The sequence below is a fragment of the Haemophilus sp. SZY H53 genome (genome assembly GCF_054332375.1).
In genome coordinates, this window is record NZ_JBTGNV010000006.1 from 21,342 (window position 1) to 46,471 (window position 25,130).

Sequence of the window (25,130 nt, forward strand, 5' to 3'; positions counted from 1 at the left end):
TATGTTTATCGTAGATTCCCATTGCCATTTAGATGCATTGGATTATGAAAATTTACACAAAGATATTGCTGATGTGGTGGCCAAAGCCCACGCACGAGATGTGAAGCATTTACTCGCCATTGGCGTAACATTAAGCCGTTTTGAAAAAGCGTATCCTGAATTAGCCAAATTTCCGAATGTGTCTTTAGCTTGCGGCGTGCATCCATTAGATCTTGAAGAAGAACCTTACGATGCCGAGCGTTTATTACGTTTATCCCAAGATAAAAAAGTGATTGCAATTGGCGAAATTGGTTTGGATTATTATTACAGTGCAGATAATAAGGCATTGCAGCAAATGGTTTTTGCGGATCAAATCAGAATTGCTAATGAAGTGGATAAACCCGTGATTATTCATACTCGTTCAGCGCCAGAAGATACCATTGCCATGTTGCGTGAGCATCATGCTGAAAAGTGCGGTGGATTAATTCATTGTTTTACGGAAACCTTGGATTTTGCGAAAAAGGCACTTGATCTAGGTTTTTACATCTCCTGTTCTGGCATTATTACCTTTAAAAATGCGGAAAGTATTCGTGAAGCCATTCGTTATGTTCCGGCAGATCGTTTGTTAGTTGAAACCGATTCACCTTACTTAGCACCCGTGCCTTATCGTGGCAAAGAGAACCAACCTGCCTATACACGTGAAGTGTGTGAGTATGTGGCAGCGTTAAAAGGGCTATCAGCAGAAGAATTTGCGCAAATTAGTACACAAAACTTCGAGCGTTTGTTTAAAATTAATGTACAATAAATCTTCGTTATAAATAAGGGAGTCTTATGCGGAAATTTTTAAAGTATTTTTTATTTTTAGTCGTGTTTAGTTTTCATGGTGTGATGTTTGCGGTAGTAAACTATGTTTTTCCCCACTATGATGTTACTCGAGTCACTGGGGTTGAGGTCAAACGTGTCGATAAAGATGGTCCGATTACTAAGGTAAATCCAGCGGATGGCCCAACGCGCGATGTGTATTTTATTAATACACAAAATGATGATGGCAAAATCATGGTGTATCGTAATGAAGATACTCGTTGGGGTTTCCCATTCTATTTTAAATTTGGTTCTGCCAACTTGCAGGCTCAAGTACAAGCTTTGGGTAATGAAAACAAATTGGTACAAATCAAGTATTACGGTTGGCGTATGACGATGTTTGATGAATATCGCAACGCGGTTTCGGTGAAAGAAATTAGTGGAGATATTACACCAAGCTATCCAATTTTATCTTGGGTATTCTATGCTTTCTTATTAGTTACCCTTTTCCTTTCCGTACAATTTGTGCGTGGCTGGTTTGACAGCGAAAACTAGACCTATCAATTATCAGGGCGCAGGTTGCGCCCTAAATACATTTCGAATCAAAAACAGGTGGTATATTGACCACTCTTTTAAATCAATAAAGAGAATATTATGAGTTTATCCGCCGCGATTTTTATTTTAATCGTGTTAATTATTATTAGTGCAATTATGTCATCAGCAGAGATTTCTCTTGCAGGGGCAAGACGCATTAAATTACAAACTTTAGCAAATGAAGGCAATATCAATGCTGCAAAGGTTTTACAGCTACAAGAGCATCCAGGCCGTTTTATTACGGTAGTGCAAATTGGGTTAAATATGGTCGCTGTACTTGGTGGTGTGATTGGTGAGGCGACGATCAGTCTTCATTTACAAAACTTTTTGTATGAATATACCAAGGCAGAGTGGGTTGAGCCGGCTTCATCATGGATTGCCTTTTTTATTGTCACCACGACATTTATTTTATTAGCTGATTTAATTCCGAAGCGCCTTGCGCTAATTAACCCTGAAACTGTGGCGCTTCGGACAGTGGGCATTATGCAAGCCTTTATTTTTTTCTTAAAACCTATTGTATGGTTTTTTGACGGTATTTCTAATGTCTTATTTCGTTTTATGAGAGTTTCCACTACGCGTGAAGATAATATGACATCCGAAGATATTGTCGCGATAGTGGAAGCTGGTGCAGAAGCAGGCGTGTTAAAAACACAAGAGCATTATTTAATTGAAAATATCTTTGAGATGCAAGAGCGAACCGTGTCTTCAACCATGACGACCCGTGAAAATATTGTGTTTTTAGACCGCACTTTTACTCGTCAAGAAGTCTTGAATACTTTATCAGCAGATTCTCATTCTAAATTAGTGATCTGTGATAATGGTTTGGACAAAATTTTAGGTTATGTAGAATCACATACTTTGTTGACGCTCTATCTTCAACAGGAAGTCGTGGATTTAACGGATAACCGTTTATTACGAAAAGCGTTATTCATTCCGGATACGCTGTCATTATATGAAGTATTGGAATTATTTAAATCTACAGGTGAAGATTTTGCGATTATCGTCAATGAGTATGCACTTGTCGTAGGTTTAATTACCTTAAACGATGTGATGAGCATTGTAATGGGCGAATTGGTTTCTAACGAAGAAGAACAAATTGTGAGCAGAGATGAAAACTCTTGGCTAATTGATGGGGCAACACCGCTTGAAGATGTGATGCGTGTCTTGGATATTGAATCTTTTCCTGATGAAGAAAATTATGAAACTATCAGTGGATTTATGATGTATATGTTACGCAAAATCCCCAAAAAAACCGATTTTGTCGTATACGATAAATATAAATTTGAAGTCATCGATACCGAAAATTTTAAAATTGATCAAATTCTAGTTTCTATTATCAAAGATAATGGCATGACTAAAGAATCTGTATAGTGCTAGGTGCTACCTTGCGTAATCCCTCATTCTAAGTATAATTAGCGGCGGTTTTAATCGCCTATAAATAAGGAAAATTTAATGTTTAAAAAAATCTCGGTATTCTTTGTGGCAGTAATGCTAGCAGGTTGTTCTTCGATTTCAGATATGACCTCTAACATTCCGTTTATAGGCAAAGACAAGAAGGTTATTGATTTAGATAAAGATAAAATTGACCAAAAATCTTATGCAGCTTCTTATGAAGCGACTGTAGCAACGTATAAAGGTCGTGTAACGAAACATTTCTTTGTGGATAATTTTGCAAGTGGTGCAAATGATTGGTATCTCGGTCGTATCGTTGTGCCAATTAAACAAATTCAAGAGAAACTTTATACGGGTGGTCATGAATCAGATGTGTATGCTTACTATAGCGGTGTGCTACATGCAGAGGCATTGCAAGCTAATTTCAGTCGTTTAAGTGCAAATTGTTGGCAAAAAGTGGATTCACTGAGTGTGACACAAGGAATTTACGATGCAATGCGAGATTTGCAAAATGGCAAAGAGCGAGGTGAGAATGACGTCTATATTTCTCAAGGTAGCGAAATGTTACTTAAAGCCTGTACTAGCCAATAATTTATTTGAGCTGCTGATGAGCGATCTCATCAGCAGTTTTTCTTTTTTGAAAATTATCAATGTGAAGGAGCAAGAATGTTAGAACTTTCGGAAAGCAACATTCATTTAAATGCTACGGCAACAAATAAGCAGCAAGCTATTGAAATGGCCGCGAGTGCATTAGAGCAAGCTGGCAATGTTGAACAAGGCTATTTGCAAGGTATGCTTGGACGAGAACAACAAACGTCTACTTTTTTAGGTAATGGAATTGCGATTCCACACGGTACATTAGAAACCCGTTCAATGGTGACAAAAACCGGTGTACAAGTTTTCCAATTTCCACAAGGTATTGAGTGGGGTGAGGGCAATATTGTCTATGTTGTGATCGGTATTGCTGCCCGTTCTGATGAGCATCTTGCTCTACTTCGTCAATTAACACATGTTTTAGGTGGTGAGGACACCGCAGCTCAATTAGCGACATTAACAGATGTTGAAAAATTCCGTGCGATTTTGTTGGGTGAAAGTGATTCTTTTAGCATGACTGACGAAACATTAAGTTTAGATATTGAAACACAAAGTTTGCTCACTCTTACCGCCATCAATGCAGGTAAATTACAACAGCAAAGTGCGGTTGAAAATAGCTTTGTTTCTGAAGTGATATCCAATTCTGCTTTGCCACTTGGTAAAGGTTTATGGGTAACAGATGCCGTCTCAGGTAATGTGAAAAATGCCTTGGCATTCAGTCGTGCGAAAACCATTTTTAATCATAATGGCAAAGCGGTGAAAGGCGTGTTGACGATTTCGGCTGTCAGTGACCAAATCAATGAGACATTAGCGCGTTTATTGAATGATGAAGTCCAAAATATTTTATTAAGTGGTAATGTGCAGCAAATTTTGACCGCACTTAATGGCGGTAAAGTGCCTGTTACAGCTGCTGCTCAATCTGAAGACCAAATTGCGACAGGTGCAGTGATTGGTACCTTTACTGTTCGTAATGAACATGGTTTGCACGCTCGCCCAAGTGCGGTGCTCGTCAATGAGGTGAAAAAATTCACATCCAAGATCACGGTACAAAATCTTACTCGAGAAACCGCACCAGTTAGTGCAAAAAGCTTGATGAAAATTGTGGCATTAGGTGTGACTCAAGCTCATCGTTTACGTTTTGTTGCGGAAGGGGATGATGCGAAACAAGCTATTGAAGCCTTAGGTAAGATCATTGCGAGTGGACTTGGCGAAAGCGTATCTGCTGTACCACCGGCTGAACCGGATACCATTGAAGTAAGCCGCGAGCATGCACCACAAATCCACGAAGAAAACACGGGCTTACCAGCCGATGCCATTGAAGCGGTATTTATGATTCGTAATGAACACGGTTTACACGCTCGTCCAAGTGCCGTGCTCGTTAATGAAGTGAAAAAATATAATGCGTCGGTTGCGGTACAAAACTTAGATCGTGATACCCAATTAGTCAGTGCAAAAAGTTTGATGAAAATTGTGGCACTTGGTGTTGTGAAAGGTCATCGCCTACGTTTCGTCGCGAGCGGTGAAGAAGCTCAGCAAGCGATTGAGGGTATTGGTGCAGTGATTGAAAGTGGTTTAGGTGAAGGTCGGGGGTAAGTGATGGCAAAAGTAGCAACAATTACCTTAAACGCTGCTTATGATTTAGTTGGGCGTTTGCCGCGTATTGAAATCGGCGAAGTGAATACCGTTGAAACGCTCGGTATTTTCCCTGCAGGCAAAGGCATCAATGTCGCTAAGGTATTAAAAGATTTGGGCGTAGAGGTGGCCGTTGGTGGCTTCTTAGGGGAAGACAACGTCGGTGATTTTGAAACCTTATTTAAAAAACAGGGATTGGAAGACAAATTTCATCGTGTTGCGGGCAAAACTCGTATTAATGTAAAGATTACTGAAACTGAAGCGGATGTAACAGATTTAAATTTCTTAGGTTATCAAATCACTCCAGAAGCTTGGCAGCAATTTACAGCAGATTCATTAGCGTACTGCCAAAATTTTGACATCGTTGCAGTCTGCGGCAGCTTACCGCGTGGTGTGAGTCCTGAATTGTTCGCGGATTGGCTTAATCAGTTGCATCAAGCTGGTGTGAAAGTCGTATTAGATAGCAGTAATGCCGCACTCACGGCTGGTTTGAAAGCGTATCCTTGGTTGGTGAAACCAAATCATCGCGAATTGGAAGCGTGGATTGGTCATCCGTTAAATTCTCTTGATGAAATTATTGCGGCGGCAAAAAAACTTAAAGCAGAAGGCATTGCTAACGTCATTATTTCGATGGGAGCGAACGGTTCTTTATGGCTGAGTGATCAAGCTGTGATTCAAGCTCAACCATCTAAATGTGAAAATGTGGTGAGCACTGTAGGCGCAGGCGATTCTATGGTGGCAGGCTTAATTTACGGTATTGAAAAAGGCTTGTCTCAAGCGGAAACCTTAGCGTTTGCAAGTGCCGTTTCCGCTTTTGCCGTTTCACAAAGTAATGTGGGCGTGAGCGATATCGCCTTGCTTGAGCCAATTCTGGCGAATGTCAAAATTTCTGTGATTGAAGGATAATGTAATGAATTTGTTTTTAACTCAATCTCCGCAAATGGGTGCGGCAAAAGCCTATTTACTTCGCCAAGCATTGAGCGTTGCAGCGAAAAAAGCCGATCATACTCTGGTTGAACAAGCCAAAGAGGCAGATTTAGTGATTGCTTTCGGATCCAGTTTGCCAAACGCTGCTGAACTTGTGGGCAAAAAAGTCTTTTTAGCTAATGAAGACACGGCGATTGCTTCACCTGAGGCAACGCTGACGAATGCACTCAATCAAGCAGTGGACTATGTTCAACCGGCTCAAAGTGCGGTTGGATTTGGCGGCGTTTCTGGCGTCAAAAATATTGTTGCGGTTACAGCTTGCCCAACGGGTGTGGCACACACCTTTATGTCTGCTGAAGCCATTGAAACCTATGCAAAAAAACAAGGTTGGCAGGTCAAAGTAGAAACCCGTGGCCAAGTGGGCGCAGGTAATGAAATTACCCCTGAAGAAGTTGCTGCAGCAGATTTAGTCTTTGTTGCGGCCGATATTGATGTGCCGTTAGATAAATTCCAAGGTAAACCGATGTATCGTACATCAACGGGTTTGGCTTTAAAGAAAACGGCACAGGAATTCGATAAGGCATTTAAAGAAGCGAAAATTTACGAAGGTGGCACAGCAAAATCTTCTGCAAAATCTGAAGAAAGTGGTGAGAAAAAAGGTGTCTATAAACATTTGATGACAGGTGTATCGCACATGTTGCCATTGGTGGTTGCCGGTGGCCTATTAATTGCGATTTCCTTCATGTTTGGTATCGAAGCCTTCAAAGATGAAACAATTTTTCATGGTATTCCAAAAGCCTTAATGGATATTGGCGGTGGCGCAGCATTCCACTTGATGATTGCGGTATTTGCCGGCTATGTGGCCTTTTCTATCGCAGACCGTCCGGGGCTTGCAGTAGGTCTTATTGGCGGTATGTTAGCCACCACGGCGGGCGCCGGGATTTTAGGTGGGATTATCGCCGGTTTCTTAGCGGGTTATGTGGTGAAAGGATTAAATGCAACCATTAAATTGCCGGCAAGTTTAACTTCCTTAAAACCGATTCTAATTCTCCCGCTCTTTGGTACCTTGATTGTTGGCCTCGCCATGATTTATGTGATTAACCCACCGGTTTCACAAATTATGACCACCTTAAGCGATTGGTTAAAATCCATGGGGGAAGTCAATGCGATGGTGTTAGGCGCGATTATCGGTACCATGATGTGTATTGATATGGGCGGTCCAGTAAATAAAGCGGCTTATACGTTCTCCGTGGGAATGTTAGCTTCTCAAGTTCACACACCAATGGCAACCGCCATGGCAGCCGGTATGGTGCCGCCAATTGGTATGGCGATTGCCACTTGGATTGCTCGCAGTAAATTTACCAGTAATCAACGTGATGCAGGTAAAGCCTCTTTTGTCTTAGGCTTATGTTTTATCTCTGAAGGGGCATTACCGTTTGTAGCTGCCGATCCATTGCGTGTGATTATTAGCTCGGTGATCGGTGGTGCAACTGCGGGTGCGATTTCAATGGCATTGAATATTTCTCTGCAAGCACCACATGGTGGTTTATTTGTGATTCCATTTGTCTCTGAACCATTACTCTACCTAGGTGCAATTGCAACGGGGGCATTATTAACCGGTGTGGTTTATGCGGTGATTAAGCCGAAGGCGACAGAATAATAGATTCGTTGATTAAAAAGTGCGGTAATCTGTAACCGCACTTTTCATTTATCAAGTATAATTACAATGATTTAGGGAGAAATTATGGATAAATACAATAAACTCCGCATTGAATGGGATTGTCGTCGAGGTATGCTTGAGCTGGATAAAATCATCATGCCTTTTTATAAAGCGCATTTTGACCAACTGACTGACGACAAAAAAGATATTTTTATTCGTTTACTTGCCGCCACGGATTTACAACTTTTTTCGTGGTTTTTTAATGGCAGTCAATCAGACGATGCTGAAGTGCAAGCGATGGTTGAATATATCCAAGATGTGCAGAAAACGAATGTCCGTTAATTTTTTGAAATTTTTATACATAAGGAACTTTTCAATTTTAACTCTGTCTGATAAAGCAACAATAGCTTGCTGTCTTGAATATATGAAGGCGTGTTAGACGTAGCATAGGAGATATATGGCTGAACAGCTAACAGATCAGGCTTTGGTAGAAAGAGTGCAGCAAGGCGATAAAAAAGCCTTTAATTTATTGGTTTCTCGTTATCAAAACAAAGTAGCCGGACTTTTAACCCGCTACATTTCTCATAACGACATTCCAGATGTTGTACAAGAATCCTTTATTAAGGCCTATCGTTCCATTGAATCCTTTCGGGGCGATAGTGCATTCTACACTTGGCTATATCGAATTGCCGTTAATACGGCAAAGAATTACTTAACGGCACAGGGGCGCCGTCCACCGAGAGAAGATATTTTGGCGGAAGATGCCGAAAGCTACGATGTGGGAACTCATCTACGTGATGTAGATACCCCTGAAAACGAAATGTTATCTAGCGAATTAGAAAAAGTGGTGTTTGATACTATTCACAGTTTGCCAGAAGATTTAAGAACTGCGATTACCTTGCGCGAGCTTGAAGGGTTAAGTTACGAAGAAATCGCAGAAATAATGGATTGCCCAGTAGGCACTGTACGTTCTCGCATTTTCCGCGCTCGGGAAGTGATTGAGAACAAAATACAACCGCTTATGCAACGTTAAAATAAAGTCGGAGTTTATAAAATGCAAAAAGAGTTACTTTCAGCCTACATGGATGGAGAAGAAGTCAGTGCCGAGTTGACGGAACAACTCTGTCAGGATAAAGATTCACAAAAATCTTGGGCGGCATATCACACAGTAAGATCGGTTATGCGTAAAGAGTCACCAGTGTTATTAGGTGCTGATTTTACGGCGAAAATGGCGGACTTAATTGAATTAGAAGAAGTAAAACACGTAGAGATTACTGTCTCTCAACCAACACCAGAAGAAGCAGACAGCTTACCATTTGTGCAAAAATTAAAAGCATTCTTTGCACCAATGACACAAATTGCTGTGGCGGCAGGCGTGTGTTTAGTGGCAGTAGTAGGTGTGCAATCATTCAATGCAAAAAGCACCTCGGTTACACCTGAAAACCCAGTTTTACAAACCTTACCATTTAACAATTCTGTTCAAGAAGTAAGTTACAACGCTCCGACCAAAGATGTAGCGACTTCGGAACAGGTTGAGCAAAAAAATCGCCGTATTGGTACGATGTTACAAAACTATGAATTACAGCGTCGCATTCATGCAGATAGTTTAAATGTAGGTAGTAATCAAGCTAAATAGTTGTTGCAATGAATTGAATTCACCACCTTAGGCGTGGTGAATTTTTTTATGGATAGGTTTATTTATGAAGAAAATGTCTTCTCAATTGACGACTCTTTTGAGCTTATGCTTATTGCCTTTTGCGGTATTAGCTGAAGATTCTCTTCAGGCATTAAATAAGATGTCACAAGCTATGAGCGATTTAAATTATGAAGTTGCTTTTGTACAAACATCGCCAACCAATATGGATTCGTTTCGTTATCGTCATATTAAACAAGAGCAAAAAGTCTATGCTCAGCTAGTCACTCTCGATGGGGAACAGCAAGAAATTATCCAACGGGATAATTTAGTTAGCTATTTTCAACCTGGCTCCCAAGCGTTTACGATTAATAGTGGATATATTGTTGATGCGCTTCCTGCCGTTATTCGTACTGATTTTAATAAACTCAATCAGTATTATGATTTTATTAAGCTTGGAAAAGACCGAATTGCAGGCCGATTTGTCGATACAATTCGTATTGTGCCTAAAGATGATTTTCGCTATCAATATCTTGTTTTTTTAGATGAAGATAATGGATTATTATTACGTGCAGATATGTTGGATAGAGAAGGAAATTTACTAGATCAATTTCGTGTTGTCACCTTGTATATTGATAATCGTTTACGTGGTTTAACCGATTACCTTAATAAAGTTTCCACTCCTCCGTTTTTACATGAAAGTAAGCAGGAATCATCCTTTAGAATAAATTGGAAACCTGATTGGTTACCACAAGGATTTGAGTTGGTGAGTCAGAATCAAGATTCTATGAATGAAGAAGTGATTGAAAATGCGTTATTTAGTGATGGGCTTTTTACTTTTACATTATATGTTAATAAAGCAGATCGTATTGCAGCAAAAGAAAATACGTGGAGACAGGGCGCTTACACGATTTATAGTAAAGTAATAGGTGATAAAGAAATTACGTTTATTGGTCAGCTTCCAATCGCTACGGCTAAGCAAATTGTACAAGGCGTGACATTCCTAAAATAATTCAGTAGACGTAAGAAAGTTGCTATTTTGTTTCCCCTTGCTATACTTTCTTCACCTAATGGATTTTGATAGCTAAACCCCGTCCTGCGGGGTTTTGTTTTATCAAGTGCGGTCATTTTTCTTAAGGTTTTTACAATGAATAATCCCCTTCCTCTTCTTGGTATTACGGGTTACAGCGGTAGTGGCAAAACCACATTGCTGGAAAAATTGCTTCCTCAATTAATTAAAAAAGGCCTACATGTTTCAGTGATTAAACACAGCCATCACAACGCTCAGGTGGATAAAGAGGGCAAAGATAGTTGGCGAATGAAAGAGGCGGGTTCTGCACAAGTTATTATGGCATGTGATACTCGTTGGGCATTAATGACAGAAACGCCTCAAGAGCCGGTTTCATTAGCCTATTTAAGCCAACAATTTGATCGTCATTTAACAGATTTGGTTTTGGTGGAAGGCTTTAAACAAGAACCTATTCCAAAGATTCTGTTGCATCGACAAGAGATGATAAAACCTTTGCCGGAATTAGATGAAAACGTGTTGGCTTTAGCAACGAATTATTCTCTTGAAACTGACCACACTTTATTAGATATTAATCACATTGAACAGATCGTTGAGTTTATTTATCAATGGTGGAAAAAGACGCAGTAATAGAACGTCAGCACTATAAAGGGCTGGCTTGGGTGGCCTCCATGGCTTTGTTTATGCAAAGCTTGGATGCGACTATTTTAAATACTGCCTTACCAACTATTGCAACAGATCTTCAAACCCCTGTCTTTGAAATGCAAATGGCGATTATCGCCTATTCTCTTGCGGTTGCTTTATTTATTCCTTTAACTGCTTGGGCGGCAGCGAAATTCGGTACGCTCACTGTTTTCCGTTCTGCTGTTTTTACCTTTGTATTCGGCTCGGTAGCTTGTGCGATGTCAATCTCTCTTGAAACCCTTGTGCTCGCACGAATTATCCAAGGTATTGGCGGGGCATTTATGATGCCTGTCGCTCGCCTTGCGATTATTCAAACCGTACCGAAAAATCAATTAATTAATGCCTGGAATTTAATGGCGACAGCAGGACTCATTGGTCCGATTCTTGGCCCGATTTTAGGTGGTTGGCTTGTGGTGCATACCTCATGGCATTGGATTTTCTTAATCAATATTCCTATTGGTATGTTAGGCTTTTGGACGGCGGCTAAAGTGATGGGAAATCATAAGGGTAATGCGTCTAAGTTAGACTGGACGGGCTTTTTACTCTTTGCATTTGGTTTAGTGGGTTTAACGCTCGGGCTTGATTTACTCGGTGAAAGTCATAGTGATCGCATAACCACGTACAGTGCATTAGCGATTGGCATGGCATTATTGATGGCTTATTATTTTTATGCGAAGGGTAATGATCGTGCCATTTTGCCGTTATCTCTTTTCAATACAAGAACATTCCGATTAGGCATTACAGCCAATATTTTTATCCGTCTTTCCGGTTCGGCTGTGCCATTCTTATTGCCATTAATGTTCCAACTTTCCTTTGGTTATTCAGCTGAAGTGTCAGGCTGGTTGCTTGCACCTATTGCGCTAATGTCCGTCGTATTTAAACGCTTTATTGGGCGTATTTTAAATAGGCTAGGTTATAAAACGACATTAATTTTATCGTCAGTTTTAATGGCTGGCTCAACGGTTTCTATGTCATGGCTTGATTCCTCATCATCAACGATATGGATTATATGTAATCTGATGTGGTACGGTGCCTGTATGTCGATGATTTTTACCTCAATTAATACACTCACAGTCGGGGATCTATCACAGGAACAAGGCGGTGTAGGCTCGACGGTATTGAGCATTGTGCAACAAGTGGGTATTGGTTTTGGTATCGCCGTAGCATCTATTATTTTAACGTTATACCGTCAATTCATTGGTAACGAAGGTGAAGCATTACAACATGCTTTCAGTTACACGTTTCTGACCACTTCTGTTTTTGCGATCGCATTAGTTTGGATATTGAGCTATTTGCACAAAACAGACGGGGATCATTTGCGGAAAAAACGATGATATTGAATACCTTAGTTTAATTTGTTATAAGAAAGATCTTTTTCTTATTTCGTAAAAGTTTGATTTGCTTATATCTTAAGTAAAATTTTATATTCATATTTGGGTATCTGACCCGATTAAAGAAGGACAACTAATGAAATTAAAAGCGACCTTAACTCTTATTGCAGCGAGTTTGTTTTTAGCGGCTTGTGATCAATCTGGTTCTGCTGCAAAAGAAAGTACGAAAGCAGAAACAGCAAAACCTTCGGGCAATAACACGTTTGTGTACTGTACGGCAAAAGCACCACTTGGCTTTAGCCCGGCATTGGTAATGGAAGGCACATCCTACAATGCGAGTTCACAACAAGTGTATAACCGTTTGGTTGAATTTAAAAAAGGTTCAACTGACCTTGAGCCAGCCTTGGCTGAAAGCTGGGACATCAGTGACGATGGTTTAACTTATACGTTCCATTTACGTAAAGGAGTGAAGTTCCATACGACAAAAGAATTTACGCCAACACGTGATTTTAATGCGGATGATGTGATCTTTTCTTTCCAACGTCAGTTAGATCCTAACCACCCTTATCACAACGTATCGAAAGGGACTTATCCATATTTCAAAGCGATGAAATTCCCAGATTTATTAAAATCAGTTGAGAAAGTGGATGACAACACCGTTCGTATCACCTTGAATAAAAAAGATGCGACTTTCTTAGCAAGCTTGGGAATGGACTTTATCTCTATTTATTCCGCTGAATATGCAGATGCGATGCTGAAAGCGGGTAAACCAGAAACGATTGATAACAAACCAGTGGGTACAGGTCCGTTTATTTTTGTGGATTACAAAACTGACCAAGCGGCACAATACGTAGCGAATGAAACCTATTGGAAAGGTCGTACACCGCTTGATCGTTTAGTGATCAGTATCGTACCAGATGCGACGACGCGTTATGCGAAGTTACAAGCGGGTTCTTGTGATTTAATTCTCTTCCCGAACGTGGCGGATTTAGCCAAGATGAAAACTGATCCGAAAGTACAACTTTTGGAACAAAAAGGTTTGAACGTGGCATATATCGCATTCAATACAGAGAAAGCGCCATTTGATAACGTGAAAGTGCGCCAAGCATTGAACTATGCGGTGGACAAAAAAGCAATTATTGAAGCGGTTTATCAAGGTGCGGGCACTGCAGCGAAAAACCCACTACCGCCAACAATTTGGAGTTATAACGATGAAATCCAAGATTATCCGTATGATCCAGAGAAAGCGAAACAGCTTTTAGCAGAAGCAGGTTATCCAAACGGTTTTGAAACGGACTTCTGGATTCAACCGGTGGTACGTGCGTCTAACCCAAATCCAAAACGTATGGCTGAACTTGTGATGGCAGACTGGGCGAAAGTGGGCGTAAAAGCAAATCCAGTCACGTTTGAATGGGCTGACTATCAAAAACGTGCTAAAGCAGGTGAATTAACGGCGGGTATCTTTGGTTGGTCAGGCGATAACGGTGATCCGGATAACTTCCTTTCTCCGTTACTTGCAAGTGCTAACGCTGGCAACTCAAACTTTGCTCGTTTCAAAAATGCAGAATTTGATGCCTTATTAGATAAAGCGATTGGCTTAACCAATAAAGATGAGCGTGCGGCACTTTATAAAAAAGCACAAGTGATTTTCCATGAGCAAGCGCCATGGATTCCAGTTGCACACTCAGTTGGTTTTGCACCACTTAGCCCTCGCGTAAAAGGTTACGTACAAAGCCCATTCGGCTACGATGCGTTTTATGGCGTGAGTGTTGATAGTAAATAATTAACGGACTATACTAGCCCTTGCAGTTGCAAGGGCTTTTTGTTTTCAAGCAAAAGGAGAAAGAAAATGGACTTACATGATATTCGTGAGGATTATTGCAAACAGGCGCTTTCTCAGCATGATTGCGATCCCAATCCAATAAAACAATTTGAAAAATGGCTCAACGAAGCGATTACGGCTAAAGTCAATGAGCCGACAGGTGTTAATGTTGCGACGGTCAATGAAGACGGTCGTCCAACAAGTCGAATGGTACTGTTAAAAGAAGTGAACGAACAAGGCTTTGTCTTTTTCACGAATTATCACAGCCGAAAAGGTCGTGCCATAGAACATAATCCTTTCGTTGCCCTGACATTCTTTTGGCCTGAATTAGAACGTTCTGTGCGTATTGAGGGCAAAGCCGAAAAAATCTCGCCTGAACAATCAGATGAATATTTTGCGACTCGCCCTTACACCAGCCGAATTGGCGCTTGGGCCAGCGAGCAAAGTGCGGTCATTTCTAGCCACAAATCTTTATTAGCAAAAGCTGCTCTGATTGCAGCAAAACACCCATTAAACGTCCCACGCCCACCACATTGGGGCGGTTATCTTGTGATTCCTGATCGTATCGAATTCTGGCAAGGTCGCCCAAGTAGACTGCATGACCGAATTTGTTATTTATTCAATGATGGAAAATGGGAAATAGAGCGGTTATCACCGTAAGTTTCTTCAAAAATATGTAAAAAACAACCGCACTTTGATTTTTCAACCAAAGTGCGGTTGTTTTTTTACATTGTTTTTATTTACCGATGATTTCTGATAAATCAACTTTGCGGTTTTCGTAACGAGAACGGGTACACGCATCGGCAGTGGCGATGGCAGCTCGGGCTGCTTCACCGGTGAGTAATTTTACAAATTCCTCAGTTGGTTCCATACCATGCAGAATGTCGTTTAAATAACGCATTTCTTTTTTCATGATAGAACTCAACCAGAGTGGTGTGCGTTTGCCCGGTTTACCGTATTGAATCGCGCCGTCCATTTCTGTGCTGTTGTAAATACGGGTACGGTCATCATCTTCTTCTTGGGTTTCGTGAATGAGGAAATAAGTGTCTTTTCCATCCACACGAAGGGTGCCTTTGGTATTGTACATATCCAGTTTGATCGCACCTTTTTCCCCTTGAATTAATACATAATGTTCCCCCCAACGGAAAGCCGAACCCCATTCGAGAACAGCGAAGCGATTGTCATCATATTCCATGGTGACAAAAATCATATCATCTTCATCCCCGAATTTTTCGCCTTTGTGGGCAACATTGGCAGCTGCCATGGTAACGGTTTTTGGCATACCACCCATAATGAATTGTACGCAGTCTAATTCGTGAATATGGTGGTATAAGTGACCGCCAGATTTTTCACGGATTTTTTTCCATGAAATGGTTGGTTGTTGTTCTTCCCAGCCATTACGTGCAGTATGACAATAAAGCACTTTACCAATCACACCTTGATTGATTAATTCTTTGGCATGGTGAACACCGTTAAAGAAGTTCATCACATGACCAGCCATAAAAGTGACGCCATTTTCTTCGCAAGCACGCACCATGTCATCACAGTCTTGATAACTTAAGGCAATAGGTTTTTCACAGAAAACATGTTTTTTGTTTTTTGCTGCAAGGATGACCGGTTCTTTGTGTAAGTAGTTTGGGGTGGCGACAATTACGCAATCCACATCAGGTGAAGTGACTAATTCTTCAAGAGATTTTGCCGCTACGCATTGTAATTCTTGAGCAATGGTTTCACCATTTTCAGGGTCATATACTACGGTAATTTGTGCATCATCAAATTCATTCATGAAACGGGCTAAATCTGCACCAAAATAGCCAACGCCAACAACACCATATCGCATCATAATAAACTCCTTATTTTTTCACTGAGATTTGTTTTTCCGTTACCATGGATTGCTTCGCTGCTTCTGCAACTTCGATGGCTTCAGTTAAACATAGACTTAATGGGCTGGTTTTTCCTTGCGTTAAGTGCTCTACCACGCTTTGCACTTCGATTTCAGCCGCTCGGCTTAACCAAAGTTGGCAGGGTGCGTGGGTGACATTATATTGCTGAGTGCCTTTTGCACTTTCGCGTAAAGATAAATCAGCCTCAAATTCATCAAATAAATCAACGTGTTCTATTTTTCCATCTAGATAATTAAATGTGACACTTGAGGTAAAGAAATTGACTTCAATCACACCGTTTTCACCATGAATTTGAATGCCCCATTGGTGTAATCGATAAGCGGTACCCATTTCGAGCGAACCTAACACGCCATTTTCAAAACGTAGTAACAGTTGCAACACATCACGGCTGTCTGGCGTATCGTGATGCGCTTGATTAGCGGCTTGAGCAAAGACCGCCTCAATATCGCCTAATAACCAACAGAGTAAATCCAGTTCATGAATGAGGTGGAAAAGCTCACCACCCGTAAGATTGGCATCTAATTTCCACCATTCTTTGTTTGGTAGGTTTTCAATCCAACGCTGACGCATAGCACGTGCTACTGTAATGCGACCTAATTTTCCTTGTTCTAAAGCCGCTTTGACTTTTAACATGCCAGGTAACGTACGTTCCAAATGGCCCACAAAAATGACTTTACCTTTTTCTTCAGCAAGACGGCGTAAATGTTGGCCTTGAGAAGAGCTTAAGGTAAAAGGCGTTTCAATAAAGACATGACAGCCTGCATTTAACGCTAAGATAGCGGGGGAATAATGGGCATAGTTTGGTGTGGCAATGACCACTAAATCCGGTTTAGTTTTAGCCAACATTTCTTCCTCACTAAAAAAGGCTTGGCTGCCGTATTGGTCTGCGAGTTTTTGTGCCAGAGAAGGGTTGATATCGGCCACTGCAATTAAGTTTGCTTGGGCTTTATCAAATGCTGAAGCCAACTGAACGCCAAAAAAGCCGCAGCCGATTAAGGCGATGTTTAATCCATTAGTTTGCATCATGCCCTCCTTGTTGTAAGCGTTGGCGAATACTTTGGAAATATTGCAAGATCGCGCGTTGCATCCGTACCAAATCATGTGCTTCCACGGCATCAATTAATTCACGGTGTTGCATAGCTAATTTTTCAGGAGAAAGTATTGGTGGTGGTAAGCTTTTTTCTACTTGCTGATAAATTTGCCAAAACGCATCTAAATATTGAATCAGTAATGGGTTATTTAATGGTTCATAAAGTTTTAAATGAATGTGGTATTCATCTTTAGGGGAAAATTTTTGTTCACGGGCATTTTTTTCCATGTTGGCCACTGATTTTTGCAAAAGTACGGTCTGTTCTTGGCTAATTTTTCCCAACACCATCGGGGCAAAACCGTATTCTAAAATTTCCCGAATATCCAAAATATTAATCAGCTGATTATGATCATTATGCAAATTCAGTTGAGTGTGAAAACTTAATCCACGAATCATTGGTACAAGAGAGGATTCACTCACAAAGGTACCAACACCATGGCGAATGTCTAAAATGTGTAGCGCCTCTAAAGATTTAATGGCTTCACGTAAACTGGAACGGCTTACACCAAGTTGTTCAATCAGTTCATTTTCTGTTGGCATCAAATCGCCAGATTTGAGATTTTGTTTAATGATGAGCGATTTGATTTTATCCTGCAAAACGAGACTTGCTTCTTTTTTACTTGTTTTTTTCATTTCTGTTCTCATTTTCTAATCTATTTTCTGAATTTGTGATCCAGCTCTCATTCTCTCCAATTGACATAAGACATCATACGTCTTATCTTTGGTTATGCAAGCAGAAATTAGCAGTGATTTTAAATTCTGTGATCTAAACCACAAAATTCTCAAATACAAGGAAAGGAGGTTGTTATGACAACATCACTACCATGGTATAAAGAAGTCAGTCCTACGCAAAAAAAAGCGTTATTTGCGGCTTGGTTAGGTTATGTTTTTGATGGCTTCGATTATATGCTTATCACTTATGTGCTTTTGGATATTCAAAAGGAATTCGCCATGAGCACAACGGAAACATCCACACTATTACTTGCGGCCTTCGTCGCACGTCCATTAGGTGGGGCGATTTTTGGTAGTTTTGCCGATAAATATGGTCGTCGTTTGGCGATGATTGTTTCCATTATCACGTATTCCGTTGGCACATTCTTGTGCGGCTTATCCACCAGTTATATTTGGCTTTTCATCTTCCGTATGATTATCGGTATGGGGATGGCAGGTGAATATGCGTGTTCTTCCTCTTATGCCATTGAAAGCTGGCCACAACATTTACGTACAAAAGCCAGCGCATTCTTAGTGAGTGGCTTTTCCATTGGTAATATTCTTGCCTCTCAAGTGATTCCTTGGGTATCTCAAACTTATGGTTGGCGTATGGCTTTCTTTATTGGTTTAGCTCCAGTTGCTTTAGTACTCTATGTTCGTCGCCATGCACCTGAAAGTGAAGAATGGGCGCAAGCGAAAGCTGCGGGTAAAGTGAATAAAGTGCCACTTACTGACCTATTTACTAAAAAACAATTACCAATTACCTTAATTATTTTCTTAGTTTGTTATTCAATTTTCTCCGTAAACTGGCTGGTAGTAGGCTTGCTTCCACTTTACCTCAAAGAAAACGGCTATGCTGAAAATGTGAAATCACTGATGTTCTGGGCAGGCTTTGGTATCCTCATCGGTACCTTAATTGCAGGCTTTATCGGTGATAAATTGGGTGAGAAGAAAACCTTTGTATATAGCTTATTGTTATCACTTTTCTTCCTCTTCCCAGTATTCTATTTGCCAGAAAATAATGTGTTAGCCCTTGGTGCATTGCTCTTCTTCTTACTTGCAACTAACTTAGGGATTGCCGGTTTAGTACCAAAATATATGGCGACTTTCTTCCCGGCTGAAATGCGAAGCACAGGTATCGGTTTCATCTATAACTTCGCTGCGATCGGTGGAGGGGTGTCTCCTGTGATTGCCGCCGCACTTAGCGAAAGAGTAGGACTGGGTTCAGCCCTTGTGTATGTGACCTTATTCTGGACAATTGTCCTTGTTGCTCTCGTTGGATTAAGATTGCCAGAACGTATTCAAGCTCGTATGCAATAATAAAAAACGAAAGCAAAACAGACCGCACTTTTAGGTGCGGTTTGTTGTTTAATAATGCGGAGGCGGCGTTTCTTCTGCTTGGCTAGCAATATTAGAAGGTTGCATATCTTTTAATTTACCGGCGAGATAGCGGAGTTGAAGTTGAATTTTATCCATATCAAACTGTTGTTGAACTAATGCTTGATTGAGTTCGTCTAAAAGTTGTTCTTGAAAAGCAATTTTCATTTCAAGTTCAGCGATGCGATCTTCTAAAATTTGTTGATTTTGCATAAAATTTCTCTAATTTCTAAAAAAATGTTGTGAATTTGGTCAATCCGATTTAACCTATTCACTATTCCGTTTCTATTATAAAGGATCAAGCAAAATGTTGAAAATTCAAAAGCTTTCTCTTGCTGCACTTATGGTAAGTGCGGTCGTTTCAGGTTCTGTTTTTGCAGAAGATAAAGCCGCGCCAAGCGCAAGTGATGCGTCTTATGCTGTGGGTGCGTTAATGGGTAACCAAGTAAAAGATTTAGTGGATGCTCAAAAAGAAGTCATTCAATACGACAATGCGCGTATTTTAGATGGCTTAAAAGATGCATTAGAAGGTAAAGTTGATGTTCGTAAAGACGAAAAAATTCAAAAGACCTTAGATGGCATTCAAGAGCAATTAGTGTCTGCTGCTAAAGCAAAAGTAGAACAACAAGCGAAAGCCGCAAAAGAAGAAGGTGATAAATACCGCGCTGAATTTTCGAAAAAAGATGGCGTGAAAAGTACCAAAGATGGCTTACTTTACAAAATCACTGAAGCAGGTAAAGGTGATGCGATTAAAGCAACAGATACTGTGAAAGTACATTACACCGGTAAATTACCAGATGGTAAAGTATTTGATAGCTCTGTTGAACGTGGTCAACCGGTTGAGTTTAAATTAAACCAAGTGATTAAAGGTTGGACTGAAGGCCTTCAGTTAGTGAAGAAAGGCGGTAAAATCGAATTAGTGATTCCACCTGAATTAGCTTATGGCAAACAAGGTGCAGGCGATTCAATTCCACCTGATGCAACGCTTTACTTCGACGTTGAAGTATTAGACGTTAATCCTAAAAAATAAGCCTTAATTTAACCGCACTTTGTCCAAAGTGCGGTCATTTTCCCTACCAGATTTGAAAAATGATACTAACCGATAGACAACCTTTCACCGATGAAGATCGTGCTATTCTGATTTCCTATAAAGCAGTAGTTGATGGCGTGAGCGCGTTGATTGGCGAGCATTGTGAAATCGTATTACACTCTTTGGAAGATATTGAGCATTCTGCCATTTGTATTGCCAACGGGCATAATACCAATCGCCAAGTGGGTTCACCGATTACGGATTTAGCCTTGAAATCCTTGCGTAATATGCAAAGTGAGAGTGTGTCTAAGCCTTATTTCACGCGTGCGAAGGGCAATGTGTTGATGAAGTCTGTGACTATCGCCATTCGAAATAGCAAACAACGCATTATTGGTTTACTTTGTATCAATATTAATTTGGATGTGCCGGTTTCTCAATTTATGCAGGCCTTTATGCCAACGCAGGAACAAAATGAAACCTCTTCCGTCAATTTTGCAAGTTCAGTGGAAGAATTGGTGGCACAAACGGTAGAAAAAACCATTGAAGAAGTGAATGCAGATCGCTCGGTTTCGAATAATAATAAGAACCGTCAGATTGTGATTTCACTTTACGAAAAAGGCATTTTTGATATTAAAGATGCGATCAATTTAGTGGCTGATCGCCTCGCGATTTCTCGCCACACCGTGTATTTGTATATTCGTCAAATCAAACAAGAGCAAGAATAATGAACTATGTTCTCGCCGTGAAAAGTCCCGTTTATGGAAAACAAGGGGCTTTTCTTGCCTATCAATTTGCCCAAGCGTTACTCGAAAAAGGGCATGCCATTAGCCAAATTTTCTTTTTCCAAGACGGTGTGAGTAATGGCAATGGCTTGGTTTATCCTGCCAATGATGAATTTAATCTCACGCAAGCTTGGCAAGCCTTTTCAGCGCAGCATCATATCCCTTTGCATTTATGTGTGGCGGCTTCACAACGTCGTGGCGTAGTGGATGCGCTTACGGCAAAAGATACGGATCATACGAATCTTGCAGAAGGTTTTGAGATTACAGGCTTAGGCGAGTTTATGGCGATGGCATTAAAAGCGGATCGGGTGGTGACATTGTGAAGCTAGCATTCTTATTTCGTACCGCACCGCATGGAAACGCGATTTCTCGTGAAGGTTTAGATGCTTTGCTTGCTGCGACAGCATTTTGTGATGAAGAGGAAATTGGTGTCTTTTTTATCGATGATGGCGTATTAAATTTACTCGATGGGCAAAATCCTGAGTTATTGTTACAAAAAGATTTTATTCGTACCTTTAAATTATTAGATTTATACGATATTGAACAGCGCTTTGTCTGTGCCGATTCGCTCGACCAATACAATTTGCAAACAGAACAACTCATTATTTCTGCTGAAAAAATTGACCGCACTTCGTTGATCAAGAAACTTAGCCAAGCAGAAAAAGTGTTTACGTTTTAAGGAATATTATGCTTTATACCTTTTCTCAAGCTCATTATTCTGAGACAGACCTTCAACGTTATTTGACTGAAATCACGGAAAATGATGCGGTGGTTTTATGGCAAGATGGCGTGTTGTTAGCTGTGAAGTATGGGGAAATGTTTACTCAATGCAAAGGGCAATGTTTTGTGTTGGAGCAGGATATTTTAGCTAGAAATTTAACCGCACTTTTGCCAGAAAACAATCAAGTGCGGTCAATTTCATTAGCAGATTTGGTGGATTTAACTGCTCAATATTCGCCTCAAATCGCCTTATAGTGGGCGTTCTTTCGGTAACAAGAGCGGTAATACCATAACAGAATAAAGTGCCAAACCTGCAGCCATTAAGCAGGTAATTTCTAATCCTCCTGCGCGTAACCATTCGCCAAATCCCATGTCATTAACGAGTGTGGCATAAAAGAATCCTGCCACGACTGTGTAACTAAATCCGATTAATCCTGCAATTAATGCAATAGCTTTCACGTTGTAGCTTGCATAACGGTGAAATGCCGCCCAAAGCGTAATGAGAAAAGTCGGCACTGCAGCGACAATAAAGACAGAAAGCACCGAGCTCTGAATTTGATCAGTATCATTATTCGAGAATGTTAAGGCGACAGTGCCAATAATTTGAATAATCAACGGAAAAAGAATAAATGCTTTAAGATATTTTTTCATGAGATGTCCAATTAATAGAAAAACGGAAGCATTGTATCAATCAAATGAAAGACAACCAATCTTTTCTCTATTTGGTTTTTATTACATCCACTAATGTGGGCTGAACGATTGAGGCATAATCTTGTGTATTGAGAATAATAGAGCGTTCTAACGTACCTGCATTAAATGCCAATTCATCATAACGAGACAGTAAGCTAGGATCAGCAATTAGAAACAAATCAGGATGAAAGCTAAAAGGCGGAATTGCACCAAATACACAGTCAGTTAAGGTATCTACTTCTGCCGGACTAGCAAGAGAGGCTTTCGTGCCACCTAAATAGGCCGCCACTTTGCTTAAATCAGATTGTTGATCAGCTGGCAATATCACTAATACCGCTTGTTTTATGCCATTTCCCTTTACTTTGCATACTAACGCTTTTGCCCCTTGCCCTAATTCTGTACCACGGATTTTAGCCACTTCTTCTGATTTTCCTGCTGTGGGGTGTTCAACGACACGATAGCGTGCTTGATGCTCATCTAAAAGTGCGGTCAATTTTTCAAATGTTTTGACAGACATGCGGGTTCCTTCAATAGCGATATTTTTAATGAGTTTAACAAAGGTTGATTCATGTGAAAATCAAAGAAAAATAATTAATCTTTTGAGTCGTATTTATTATGAGATAGACAAATACCTTTACGCCCCGTACTATGTTCCTTTTTATTTGGTATCTCTTATGACTCGAATTAATCTTGTTCCACCTGAGGAGCTTTGTGATCAGCATCTTTTAGCGGAGCATCGTGAATTAACCCGCATTCCTAACGCCGTGGCGAAAGGTAAATATCACTTAAAAGGACAGCCTGCAGAATATAAGTTAGGTGAAGGGCATGTACGCTTTTTCTTTAATAAATTGGCGTTTTTAAAGAAACGCTATGATGCATTGCATGCGGAATGTAAGGCGCGAGGCTTTAACGTGCAGTATATTTGGAATGAAACGTTACCTGATGATCCAAGTTTATGGTTGGACTATGAAGCCACAGAGGCGGCGTTACAGATTAATCGTGAACGTATTCAAGAAAGAATGCCATTAAAGGCGAGATTTACACCACATCTTTCAAAGAGCGATCAAAAATAAAGCGTTTTTCACTTCCCCTGTGGGGAAATTACAGGGGAAGTGAATGGGGTTAAATTATTTATATTCAACCACGATATCGCTTTCGCTGACGGTATCACCATAAACTGGCAATAAAGTTTTTTCGTAAGCTTGTTTTAAACGACCATCTTTGCCTAAGGTTTGGATTTCGTTATTTAACCAATTTAACAATTCAGGTGCGTCTTTGCGAACAGCTGGTGCAATAACATCTTGATCGCCAAAGTTTTTTACGCCCACAGTATAACCTGGATTTTGTTTTGCCCAAGCGAATAAGAAGGTATTGTCGTTAGATAATGCATCACCACGACCATCACGTAAGGCTTCAAAGGTTTCTGTATTTTGTTCAAATTTCAATAATTTCACATCTGGATAGTTTTTGGTAAAGAAAATATCAGCTGTGGTACCTTTATCTACAATTAAAGTTTTTCCTTTTAATTGTTCAAGATCAGTAATGACTGAGCCATCTTTTGAAACGACACCGAGTGCCACTTTCATATATGGATTAGCAAAATCTACCACTTCTTTACGAGCTGGTGTCACAGTAAAGTTAGCTAAGATAATATCAACTTTCTTAGAAAGTAAGTATTCAGCACGGTTTGCGGCATCCACTAAAACAAATTCCACTTTGTTTTCGTCACCTAATAAGTCTTTACCGATCGCTTTACCAATTTCGACATCAAAGCCTTGGCTTTTACCTTGCGCATCCACATAACCAAATGGTGGTTTATCGCTAAATACACCAATGCGCACTTTGCCATCTTTTTGTATTTGCTCAAGGCTTGAAACCGTTTTTGCTCCGTCTTTAGCGGGCTCTTTATCATTACACGCGGTTAAGCCAAATGCTAAGGTGGCAGTGGCTAAAAGTGCGGTCAATGTTTTAAATGTTTTCTTCATAGTTTGTCCCTCTCGGTTCATAATTTAAGATATTTAAGAATGTTTTCGCACGATCCGTGGTTGGATTCGTGAAGAAATCTTCCGGTTTTGCCTGTTCAATGATTTGCCCTTTATCCATAAACACAATGCGGTTAGCGACTTGACGGGCGAAGTTCATTTCATGGGTAACGATGAGCATCGTCATACCATCTTTGGCAAGACCTAAAATCACATCAAGTACTTCGCGTACCATTTCAGGGTCAAGGGCAGCAGTGACTTCATCGAACAGAATAATTTCAGGGTTCATGCAAAGTGAACGCACAATAGCAATTCGCTGTTTTTGCCCACCTGATAATTCACGCGGATAGGCATTTTTTCGGTCATATAGACCTACACGTTTAAGTAACTCATCGGCTTGTTTTTCAGCTTCTGCGCGATCGCGTTTTTGTACTTTTAAAGGACCGAGCAAAATATTGTCAATCACTGATAAATGAGCGAAGAGTTCATAACTTTGGAATACCATCCCAATGCGTTGACGTGCTTTGACCCAAGGAATGTCTTTACCTAACTCTCCTGCATTTTGCAGCAAAATCTGACCGCGCTTTATTTCTTCTAATCCATTTAGGCAGCGTAAAAAAGTACTTTTACCACAACCCGATGGACCTAAAATAACGACAACTTCGCCTTTCTCTATAGAAAGATTAATGCATTTGAGTGCTTCTACATCACCGTAATTTTTGACGAGGTTTTTAATTTCTAATAACGCCATGTGTTTTCCTAATAAAA

30 protein-coding genes are annotated in these 25,130 nt (G+C 40.4%); 22 read left to right on the forward strand and 8 right to left on the reverse strand.

The window, feature by feature from the left end:
* Position 1: 1 nt before the first annotated feature.
* The 15 genes from ACXVWB_RS06840 (at position 2) to pdxH (ending at position 14,736) form a co-directional block, all read left to right on the forward strand.
* Positions 2–784: a YchF/TatD family DNA exonuclease gene (locus tag ACXVWB_RS06840; protein WP_128787877.1), complete on the forward strand. Its 783-nt coding sequence runs from the start codon at positions 2–4 to the stop codon at positions 782–784.
* Between the two features lie 26 nt (positions 785–810).
* Positions 811–1,335: a DUF1523 family protein gene (locus tag ACXVWB_RS06845; RefSeq protein ID WP_049356902.1), complete on the forward strand. Its 525-nt coding sequence runs from the start codon at positions 811–813 to the stop codon at positions 1,333–1,335.
* Positions 1,336–1,434: 99 nt separating this feature from the next.
* On the forward strand, positions 1,435–2,745 hold the full coding sequence (locus ACXVWB_RS06850) for a polyamine export protein PaeA (protein ID WP_049356900.1): 1,311 nt from the start codon (positions 1,435–1,437) through the stop codon (positions 2,743–2,745).
* Between the two features lie 81 nt (positions 2,746–2,826).
* Positions 2,827–3,357 carry a hypothetical protein gene (locus ACXVWB_RS06855; protein ID WP_128787876.1) on the forward strand — a complete coding sequence of 177 codons (531 nt, stop codon included), beginning with the start codon at positions 2,827–2,829 and terminating at the stop codon, positions 3,355–3,357.
* A 75-nt stretch (positions 3,358–3,432) separates the two neighbouring features.
* Positions 3,433–4,953 carry a fused PTS fructose transporter subunit IIA/HPr protein gene (gene fruB / locus ACXVWB_RS06860; RefSeq protein WP_458485250.1) on the forward strand — a complete coding sequence of 507 codons (1,521 nt, stop codon included), beginning with the start codon at positions 3,433–3,435 and terminating at the stop codon, positions 4,951–4,953.
* A gap of 3 nt (positions 4,954–4,956) precedes the next feature.
* On the forward strand, positions 4,957–5,898 hold the full coding sequence (gene fruK, locus ACXVWB_RS06865; RefSeq protein WP_297568923.1) for a 1-phosphofructokinase: 942 nt from the start codon (positions 4,957–4,959) through the stop codon (positions 5,896–5,898).
* A gap of 4 nt (positions 5,899–5,902) precedes the next feature.
* A complete protein-coding gene (locus ACXVWB_RS06870; RefSeq protein ID WP_329505989.1) occupies positions 5,903–7,579 on the forward strand; it encodes a fructose-specific PTS transporter subunit EIIC in 1,677 nt (558 codons plus the stop codon).
* An 84-nt stretch (positions 7,580–7,663) separates the two neighbouring features.
* A complete protein-coding gene (locus tag ACXVWB_RS06875; protein ID WP_014064432.1) occupies positions 7,664–7,921 on the forward strand; it encodes an FAD assembly factor SdhE in 258 nt (85 codons plus the stop codon).
* Between the two features lie 115 nt (positions 7,922–8,036).
* Complete coding sequence (gene rpoE / locus ACXVWB_RS06880; protein ID WP_128787873.1) at positions 8,037–8,612, forward strand: RNA polymerase sigma factor RpoE; 576 nt, start codon at positions 8,037–8,039, stop codon at positions 8,610–8,612.
* Positions 8,613–8,633: 21 nt separating this feature from the next.
* Positions 8,634–9,215, forward strand: a complete 582-nt coding sequence (locus ACXVWB_RS06885) for a sigma-E factor negative regulatory protein (protein ID WP_128787872.1) — start codon at positions 8,634–8,636, stop codon at positions 9,213–9,215.
* Between the two features lie 64 nt (positions 9,216–9,279).
* Positions 9,280–10,224: a sigma-E factor regulatory protein RseB gene (gene rseB / locus ACXVWB_RS06890; protein WP_049356887.1), complete on the forward strand. Its 945-nt coding sequence runs from the start codon at positions 9,280–9,282 to the stop codon at positions 10,222–10,224.
* 135 nt (positions 10,225–10,359) lie between these two features.
* Positions 10,360–10,869, forward strand: coding sequence for a molybdopterin-guanine dinucleotide biosynthesis protein B (gene mobB, locus ACXVWB_RS06895; RefSeq protein WP_128787871.1), 510 nt, complete (start codon positions 10,360–10,362; stop codon positions 10,867–10,869).
* A complete protein-coding gene (locus ACXVWB_RS06900; protein ID WP_128787870.1) occupies positions 10,848–12,257 on the forward strand; it encodes an MDR family MFS transporter in 1,410 nt (469 codons plus the stop codon). Before mobB ends, ACXVWB_RS06900 begins: the two co-directional genes overlap by 22 nt.
* A 133-nt stretch (positions 12,258–12,390) precedes the next feature.
* Positions 12,391–14,037, forward strand: a complete 1,647-nt coding sequence (locus ACXVWB_RS06905; RefSeq protein ID WP_128787869.1) for an ABC transporter substrate-binding protein — start codon at positions 12,391–12,393, stop codon at positions 14,035–14,037.
* 66 nt (positions 14,038–14,103) lie between these two features.
* Positions 14,104–14,736: a pyridoxamine 5'-phosphate oxidase gene (gene pdxH / locus ACXVWB_RS06910; protein WP_049364208.1), complete on the forward strand. Its 633-nt coding sequence runs from the start codon at positions 14,104–14,106 to the stop codon at positions 14,734–14,736.
* 76 nt (positions 14,737–14,812) lie between these two features.
* Here pdxH and ACXVWB_RS06915 read toward each other — a convergent pair whose 3' ends face one another.
* From ACXVWB_RS06915 to ACXVWB_RS06925, 3 genes are read right to left on the reverse strand one after another with little or no spacing between them, the layout of a single operon-like run.
* Entirely contained in the window at positions 14,813–15,919 is a 1,107-nt protein-coding gene (locus ACXVWB_RS06915; RefSeq protein WP_049371401.1) for a Gfo/Idh/MocA family protein, read from the reverse strand.
* Between the two features lie 10 nt (positions 15,920–15,929).
* The gene (locus tag ACXVWB_RS06920) at positions 15,930–17,003 is read right to left on the reverse strand and encodes a Gfo/Idh/MocA family protein (RefSeq protein ID WP_289902437.1); all 1,074 of its coding nucleotides are present in this window, start codon (positions 17,001–17,003) and stop codon (positions 15,930–15,932) included.
* Positions 16,993–17,703: a FadR/GntR family transcriptional regulator gene (locus ACXVWB_RS06925; protein WP_289902405.1), complete on the reverse strand. Its 711-nt coding sequence runs from the start codon at positions 17,701–17,703 to the stop codon at positions 16,993–16,995. Before ACXVWB_RS06925 ends, ACXVWB_RS06920 begins: the two co-directional genes overlap by 11 nt.
* 174 nt (positions 17,704–17,877) lie before the next feature.
* On the opposite strand from ACXVWB_RS06925, the gene ACXVWB_RS06930 reads away from it, so the two are divergent.
* Positions 17,878–19,101, forward strand: a complete 1,224-nt coding sequence (locus ACXVWB_RS06930; RefSeq protein WP_289902406.1) for an MFS transporter — start codon at positions 17,878–17,880, stop codon at positions 19,099–19,101.
* Positions 19,102–19,149: 48 nt separating this feature from the next.
* Here the strand turns inward: ACXVWB_RS06930 and ACXVWB_RS06935 are convergent, their stop codons facing one another.
* Positions 19,150–19,371, reverse strand: coding sequence for a SlyX family protein (locus ACXVWB_RS06935; protein ID WP_005699194.1), 222 nt, complete (start codon positions 19,369–19,371; stop codon positions 19,150–19,152).
* Between the two features lie 94 nt (positions 19,372–19,465).
* Between ACXVWB_RS06935 and fkpA the strand changes: the two genes are divergently transcribed.
* From fkpA to tusB, 5 genes are read left to right on the forward strand one after another with little or no spacing between them, the layout of a single operon-like run.
* Complete coding sequence (gene fkpA, locus ACXVWB_RS06940) at positions 19,466–20,188, forward strand: FKBP-type peptidyl-prolyl cis-trans isomerase (RefSeq protein ID WP_128787865.1); 723 nt, start codon at positions 19,466–19,468, stop codon at positions 20,186–20,188.
* Between the two features lie 59 nt (positions 20,189–20,247).
* Positions 20,248–20,913: a helix-turn-helix transcriptional regulator gene (locus ACXVWB_RS06945; RefSeq protein WP_075875883.1), complete on the forward strand. Its 666-nt coding sequence runs from the start codon at positions 20,248–20,250 to the stop codon at positions 20,911–20,913.
* Positions 20,913–21,293 carry a sulfurtransferase complex subunit TusD gene (gene tusD, locus ACXVWB_RS06950; RefSeq protein WP_128787863.1) on the forward strand — a complete coding sequence of 127 codons (381 nt, stop codon included), beginning with the start codon at positions 20,913–20,915 and terminating at the stop codon, positions 21,291–21,293. The genes ACXVWB_RS06945 and tusD overlap by 1 nt, the downstream gene beginning before the upstream one ends.
* Entirely contained in the window at positions 21,290–21,649 is a 360-nt protein-coding gene (tusC, locus tag ACXVWB_RS06955) for a sulfurtransferase complex subunit TusC (protein ID WP_049364201.1), read from the forward strand. Before tusD ends, tusC begins: the two co-directional genes overlap by 4 nt.
* Before the next feature lie 8 nt (positions 21,650–21,657).
* Positions 21,658–21,945: a sulfurtransferase complex subunit TusB gene (tusB, locus tag ACXVWB_RS06960; protein WP_128787862.1), complete on the forward strand. Its 288-nt coding sequence runs from the start codon at positions 21,658–21,660 to the stop codon at positions 21,943–21,945.
* On the opposite strand, the gene ACXVWB_RS06965 is transcribed toward tusB, so the two are convergent.
* Both ACXVWB_RS06965 and ACXVWB_RS06970 read right to left on the reverse strand, forming a co-directional pair.
* Positions 21,940–22,341: a hypothetical protein gene (locus tag ACXVWB_RS06965; RefSeq protein WP_005694870.1), complete on the reverse strand. Its 402-nt coding sequence runs from the start codon at positions 22,339–22,341 to the stop codon at positions 21,940–21,942. The genes tusB and ACXVWB_RS06965 overlap by 6 nt on opposite strands.
* A gap of 67 nt (positions 22,342–22,408) precedes the next feature.
* The gene (locus ACXVWB_RS06970; RefSeq protein ID WP_128787861.1) at positions 22,409–22,897 is read right to left on the reverse strand and encodes a YbaK/prolyl-tRNA synthetase associated domain-containing protein; all 489 of its coding nucleotides are present in this window, start codon (positions 22,895–22,897) and stop codon (positions 22,409–22,411) included.
* Positions 22,898–23,054: 157 nt separating this feature from the next.
* On the opposite strand from ACXVWB_RS06970, the gene ACXVWB_RS06975 reads away from it, so the two are divergent.
* Entirely contained in the window at positions 23,055–23,453 is a 399-nt protein-coding gene (locus ACXVWB_RS06975; RefSeq protein WP_289902407.1) for a pyrimidine dimer DNA glycosylase/endonuclease V, read from the forward strand.
* A 54-nt stretch (positions 23,454–23,507) separates the two neighbouring features.
* Here ACXVWB_RS06975 and ACXVWB_RS06980 read toward each other — a convergent pair whose 3' ends face one another.
* Both ACXVWB_RS06980 and ACXVWB_RS06985 read right to left on the reverse strand, forming a co-directional pair.
* Positions 23,508–24,365: a cysteine ABC transporter substrate-binding protein gene (locus tag ACXVWB_RS06980; protein ID WP_054420144.1), complete on the reverse strand. Its 858-nt coding sequence runs from the start codon at positions 24,363–24,365 to the stop codon at positions 23,508–23,510.
* Positions 24,349–25,113 carry an amino acid ABC transporter ATP-binding protein gene (locus tag ACXVWB_RS06985; protein WP_289902408.1) on the reverse strand — a complete coding sequence of 255 codons (765 nt, stop codon included), beginning with the start codon at positions 25,111–25,113 and terminating at the stop codon, positions 24,349–24,351. Before ACXVWB_RS06985 ends, ACXVWB_RS06980 begins: the two co-directional genes overlap by 17 nt.
* Positions 25,114–25,130: the final 17 nt, after the last annotated feature.

Excerpts from the sequence above, each read along its gene's own strand:
- mobB (WP_128787871.1), top strand. The coding sequence starts at position 10,360 with ATGAATAATCCCCTTCCTCTTCTTGGTATTACGGGTTACAGCGGTAGT.
- rseB (WP_049356887.1), top strand. The coding sequence starts at position 9,280 with ATGAAGAAAATGTCTTCTCAATTGACGACTCTTTTGAGCTTATGCTTA.
- ACXVWB_RS06930 (WP_289902406.1), top strand. The coding sequence starts at position 17,878 with ATGACAACATCACTACCATGGTATAAAGAAGTCAGTCCTACGCAAAAA.
- fkpA (WP_128787865.1), top strand. The coding sequence starts at position 19,466 with ATGTTGAAAATTCAAAAGCTTTCTCTTGCTGCACTTATGGTAAGTGCG.
- ACXVWB_RS06875 (WP_014064432.1), top strand. The coding sequence starts at position 7,664 with ATGGATAAATACAATAAACTCCGCATTGAATGGGATTGTCGTCGAGGT.
- ACXVWB_RS06905 (WP_128787869.1), top strand. The coding sequence starts at position 12,391 with ATGAAATTAAAAGCGACCTTAACTCTTATTGCAGCGAGTTTGTTTTTA.
- ACXVWB_RS06850 (WP_049356900.1), top strand. The coding sequence starts at position 1,435 with ATGAGTTTATCCGCCGCGATTTTTATTTTAATCGTGTTAATTATTATT.
- tusD (WP_128787863.1), top strand. The coding sequence starts at position 20,913 with ATGAACTATGTTCTCGCCGTGAAAAGTCCCGTTTATGGAAAACAAGGG.
- ACXVWB_RS06855 (WP_128787876.1), top strand. The coding sequence starts at position 2,827 with ATGTTTAAAAAAATCTCGGTATTCTTTGTGGCAGTAATGCTAGCAGGT.
- tusB (WP_128787862.1), top strand. The coding sequence starts at position 21,658 with ATGCTTTATACCTTTTCTCAAGCTCATTATTCTGAGACAGACCTTCAA.
- ACXVWB_RS06915 (WP_049371401.1), bottom strand. The coding sequence starts at position 15,919 with ATGATGCGATATGGTGTTGTTGGCGTTGGCTATTTTGGTGCAGATTTA.
- ACXVWB_RS06970 (WP_128787861.1), bottom strand. The coding sequence starts at position 22,897 with ATGTCTGTCAAAACATTTGAAAAATTGACCGCACTTTTAGATGAGCAT.
- rpoE (WP_128787873.1), top strand. The coding sequence starts at position 8,037 with ATGGCTGAACAGCTAACAGATCAGGCTTTGGTAGAAAGAGTGCAGCAA.
- ACXVWB_RS06870 (WP_329505989.1), top strand. The coding sequence starts at position 5,903 with ATGAATTTGTTTTTAACTCAATCTCCGCAAATGGGTGCGGCAAAAGCC.
- ACXVWB_RS06845 (WP_049356902.1), top strand. The coding sequence starts at position 811 with ATGCGGAAATTTTTAAAGTATTTTTTATTTTTAGTCGTGTTTAGTTTT.
- ACXVWB_RS06900 (WP_128787870.1), top strand. The coding sequence starts at position 10,848 with ATGGTGGAAAAAGACGCAGTAATAGAACGTCAGCACTATAAAGGGCTG.
- pdxH (WP_049364208.1), top strand. The coding sequence starts at position 14,104 with ATGGACTTACATGATATTCGTGAGGATTATTGCAAACAGGCGCTTTCT.
- ACXVWB_RS06965 (WP_005694870.1), bottom strand. The coding sequence starts at position 22,341 with ATGAAAAAATATCTTAAAGCATTTATTCTTTTTCCGTTGATTATTCAA.
- ACXVWB_RS06925 (WP_289902405.1), bottom strand. The coding sequence starts at position 17,703 with ATGAAAAAAACAAGTAAAAAAGAAGCAAGTCTCGTTTTGCAGGATAAA.
- ACXVWB_RS06945 (WP_075875883.1), top strand. The coding sequence starts at position 20,248 with ATGATACTAACCGATAGACAACCTTTCACCGATGAAGATCGTGCTATT.
- fruB (WP_458485250.1), top strand. The coding sequence starts at position 3,433 with ATGTTAGAACTTTCGGAAAGCAACATTCATTTAAATGCTACGGCAACA.
- ACXVWB_RS06985 (WP_289902408.1), bottom strand. The coding sequence starts at position 25,113 with ATGGCGTTATTAGAAATTAAAAACCTCGTCAAAAATTACGGTGATGTA.
- ACXVWB_RS06840 (WP_128787877.1), top strand. The coding sequence starts at position 2 with ATGTTTATCGTAGATTCCCATTGCCATTTAGATGCATTGGATTATGAA.
- ACXVWB_RS06935 (WP_005699194.1), bottom strand. The coding sequence starts at position 19,371 with ATGCAAAATCAACAAATTTTAGAAGATCGCATCGCTGAACTTGAAATG.
- fruK (WP_297568923.1), top strand. The coding sequence starts at position 4,957 with ATGGCAAAAGTAGCAACAATTACCTTAAACGCTGCTTATGATTTAGTT.
- ACXVWB_RS06885 (WP_128787872.1), top strand. The coding sequence starts at position 8,634 with ATGCAAAAAGAGTTACTTTCAGCCTACATGGATGGAGAAGAAGTCAGT.
- ACXVWB_RS06975 (WP_289902407.1), top strand. The coding sequence starts at position 23,055 with ATGACTCGAATTAATCTTGTTCCACCTGAGGAGCTTTGTGATCAGCAT.
- ACXVWB_RS06920 (WP_289902437.1), bottom strand. The coding sequence starts at position 17,003 with ATGCAAACTAATGGATTAAACATCGCCTTAATCGGCTGCGGCTTTTTT.
- ACXVWB_RS06980 (WP_054420144.1), bottom strand. The coding sequence starts at position 24,365 with ATGAAGAAAACATTTAAAACATTGACCGCACTTTTAGCCACTGCCACC.